General features: G+C 70.7%; 4 protein-coding genes. 2 read left to right on the forward strand and 2 right to left on the reverse strand.

Annotated elements, in window-relative coordinates; translation table 11 throughout:
- Positions 1-560: chromosome segregation SMC family protein (locus ACWCO3_RS32840; RefSeq protein ID WP_450013812.1), on the reverse strand; the 560-nt coding region annotated here is incomplete at its 3' end.
- 351 nt (positions 561-911) lie between these two features.
- Positions 912-1,106 carry a hypothetical protein gene (locus ACWCO3_RS32845; RefSeq protein WP_007456482.1) on the reverse strand — a complete coding sequence of 65 codons (195 nt, stop codon included), beginning with the start codon at positions 1,104-1,106 and terminating at the stop codon, positions 912-914.
- 372 nt (positions 1,107-1,478) lie between these two features.
- Here ACWCO3_RS32845 and ACWCO3_RS32850 point away from each other — a divergent pair, with 372 nt between their 5' ends.
- Both ACWCO3_RS32850 and ACWCO3_RS32855 read left to right on the forward strand, forming a co-directional pair.
- A complete protein-coding gene (locus tag ACWCO3_RS32850) occupies positions 1,479-2,612 on the forward strand; it encodes a CAP domain-containing protein (protein WP_450013814.1) in 1,134 nt (377 codons plus the stop codon).
- Positions 2,613-2,728: 116 nt separating this feature from the next.
- A complete protein-coding gene (locus tag ACWCO3_RS32855) occupies positions 2,729-3,571 on the forward strand; it encodes an endo alpha-1,4 polygalactosaminidase (protein ID WP_450013816.1) in 843 nt (280 codons plus the stop codon).
- Positions 3,572-3,645: the final 74 nt, after the last annotated feature.

Here is a 3,645-nt window from a genome sequence, read left to right on the forward strand (position 1 = left end):
GTCGCACCTGAACCTGCACAAGACGTTCTGCACTTTTCCTTGCGCTTGCGGTGCTTGAGGACGCCGGCCGCCTCCTCGATGAACGCCCGGCGGTCCTCCGGCTTGGCGTGCAGCATGCCGTCGAGTCGGCCCTGCCCGACGATGATGTGCATCTCCCGGCCGATGCCGGAGTCGGACAGCAGCTCCTGGATGTCGAGCAACCGGCAGGAGTTGCCGTTGATCTCGTACTCGCTCTCACCCGAGCGGAACATCCGGCGGGTGATGGAGACCTCGGTGTACTCGATCGGCAGCGCGCCGTCGGTGTTGTCGATGGTGAGGGTGACCTCGGCGCGACCCAGCGGCGCCCGACCGGCGGTGCCGGCGAAGATGACGTCCTCCATCTTGCCGCCGCGCAGCGCCTTGGCGCCCTGCTCGCCGAGAACCCAGGCGATGGCGTCGACGACGTTGGACTTACCGGAGCCGTTCGGGCCCACCACACAGGTGATCCCGGGCTCCAGCTTCAACGTCGTCGCGGAGGCGAAGGACTTGAACCCCTTCACCGTCAGGCTCTTGAGATACACCTTCTCGATCCTCGTCCGGTGGCCGCCCCGGCTCTGGGGACCTGGGTGAACTCGCAGACTAACCCGGTGGTGGAAGCGGGCCGGCACGCGACCCGCCCCGGGTCGGGTACGTCGAGGGCGCGAGGCGCGCACGCACTGTTGTTCCGGCGGTCACGATAATGGCGAGAGCAGTTCATGATCGGCTTATCCGCCGGTGCGTTATTCGGATGCGGCGGCGACGGTTCCCGCGCGACCGATCGCAAGATCATAAATCGTCGACCCCGAAAAGAACCGGACAGTGTTGCGCGCCGGCACAGGACGTGTCGGCGCGCTTTTCTGCGATGGTGCGATTCAGTTTTGTCGACGCGGAGATCAGGTCAGCGCCGGCTCGGCCAGACGGAGCAGATCGTCCGCCTCCGCCGCAGCCGCCGCGAGCCGATCATTGTCGGCACGCAGACGCGTGATCTCGAACTCCAGTGCCTGCACCCTGGCACGTAGCCGGGTGACCTCGTCGAGCAGACGCCGGTCGGGCGCTGCACCTACGTGGCCGTAGAGGGCCTTCGCCATGCTGACTCCTTGATATGCGCTGCCGGAAAGGCCGGCCAACGCGCGCCCATTTGTACGCGGCTGTCATTCCAGGCTGTATCTGGGCATGACCGGGCGCGACTGGCGACACCTATATATTGAGCCGCAAACCCCTCCTTCGTCAAGTTCTCGCAGGCCGTAGATCATCTCTACGTCCACCTGTCCACTTGTCGGGGGGCTGCCTTCACGGCACGGACACGCTCTGTCCGGACACCTTTACTGTACGCCCGGATTCCCGGAAGTCCGCCCCCTCGCGTCCGACTTCCCCTTAACTCTTCCTTAGCCACGTTGCCGCAGGTCGCGGGCGCGCCGTAGCGTCACCCCGGCCCGCAACCGACCTCTGGAGGCATAGGCGTGTACGGCTGGACCGACCCGATGGACCCGAACGGCGCCCCCCGGCGCGCTGAACGGCCGACCGACGAGCCGGCCTGGCTGCACGACCGCCCGGAGCCCCGCTCGGCCTACCTGTTCGGTGACGACACCGACCAGCCCGGCGACGAGCGGCACCCGCAGCAGCCCGCCGACGACTGGCAGTCGGGCCGGTCGACGCCCGCCGGCCCGGCAGACGCCCCCACCGCCGCCTGGCCAGCCCACCGCCCGGGCGACGACAGCGGCCACTGGGGCGACAGCCACCCGGTAGAGGACACCACCGGCGGGTGGCACACCGACAGTGACCCCGCGACCACCGACGAATGGCGTGCCCAGGATGGGGCGACCGGCCGTTCCGGCGAGGGACGGCACCGCTCCCCGCGCCGCTGGCGCAAGCCGATGATGATCGGCGGTGCCGCTGCTGCGGCCACCCTCGTGGTGACCTTCGGCGTCGGCGCGCTCGCGATGCCCGGCGGTGGCGACGGGGCCGACCAGCCGACCGCTGTCGACGACACCTTCGCCGCGTCGCAGGCCCCGACCGAACCGCCGGCCCTCGACACCCTGGCCGCACCCTCCCCGTCCGCCGCGCCCAGCTCGGTGCAGCCGAGCCCCTCGCCGACCAAGGTCGTCAAGCCGACCCCCGCGGCGTCGCGGACCACCGCCGCGTCGCGCCGCGCCCGCAGCACCGCACCGAGCACGACCACCGGCTCGGGTTCCGGAGGTTCCAGCGGCACCGTCAGCTCGCAGGCCCGCGAGGTGGTGGACCTGGTCAACGCCGAGCGGGCCAAGGCCGGCTGCAAGGCGCTGAGCATCAACGACAAGCTGATGACCGCCGCGCAGAAGCACAGCCAGGACCAGGCCGACCACCAGAACATGTCGCACACGGGCAGCGACGGCAGCAACGCCGGCGTCCGGCTGGACCGGGTCGGCTACGCCTGGCGCACGTACGGCGAGAACGTGGCCTGGAACCAGAAGACCCCGACGTCGGTGATGGACGCCTGGATGAACAGCTCCGGCCACAAGGCCAACATCCTGAACTGCGCGTTCACCGAGATCGGCGTCGGCATCGCCAACAGCAACGGACCGTACTGGACGCAGGTCTTCGCAGCACCGCGCTGACCGCGCGTCGTCCGCGCCCCCGCGCTCGTTTGACCCGATGAGGTACGTCGGGCCGAGCGTGGGGCCGGCGTACCGGTGAGGGCGGCGACGGGCCGCCCCGGCCCCGGGAGCTGCCGATGCGGATCCGGCCACGGCGACGCGCCGCCGTACGCCCACTGCACCGCGTCGTGTCGGCCGGCGTCGCGCTGCTGCTGATCGTTCCGGCGTACGGGTGCCGTCCGGCGCTGACCCCGCCCGGCGCGCCCACCGCGTGGCCCGCCGGGCAGTCCCCCCACTGGCAGTGGCAGTGGCAGCTGACCGGGCCGCTCGACCTGGCGGTGCAGGCGGACGTCTTCCTGCTCGACCCGGTGGCCACCACCGCCGCGGAGACCGCCGAGCTACGCTCCCGGGACCGCCGGTTGATCTGCCAGGTGCACGTCGGGTCGGTCCGCTCCACCGACCCGGACGCCAACCGGTTCCCGCACGTCGTCCACGGCTCGACCGGGCCTCGTCCGGACAGCCGGTGGCTGGACGTACGGAGCTGGGACGCGCTCCAACCGGTGCTGGCTGACCGGTTCCGGCTGTGCCGGGGCAAGGGGTTCGGCGCGGTCGCGCTCGCCGACGCCGACGGGTACGCGTTCCGCACCGGCTTCCCACTCGACTTCGACGACCAACTGCTGTTCAACCGCCGGTTGGCCGAGCTGGCCCGCTCGCTGAGCCTCTCCCCCGGGCTGGTCAACGACGTGCCGCAGCTCGCCGCGCTGGCCCCGGACTTCGACTTCGTGGTCAACGAGGAGTGCGTACGGCTGGCCCAGTGCGCCAAGCTGCTGCCGTTCGCCGACGCCGGCAAGCCGGTCTTCCACGTGGAGTACTCCGGCTCGACCGACGACTTCTGTGTGACCACCGTCGGGTACGGCTTCGCGTCGATCCGGAAGGACCGCGCGTTGGACGCGTCCCGGGAGGCCTGCCCGCTGCCCTGAGCCTGAACCTGTGTTGGGCCGGGCCGCGGTCGCGACCCGGCCCAACGCTTCGGACGTCAGGGCACCGGTACCAG

The organism is Micromonospora sp. NPDC002411, assembly GCF_053592955.1.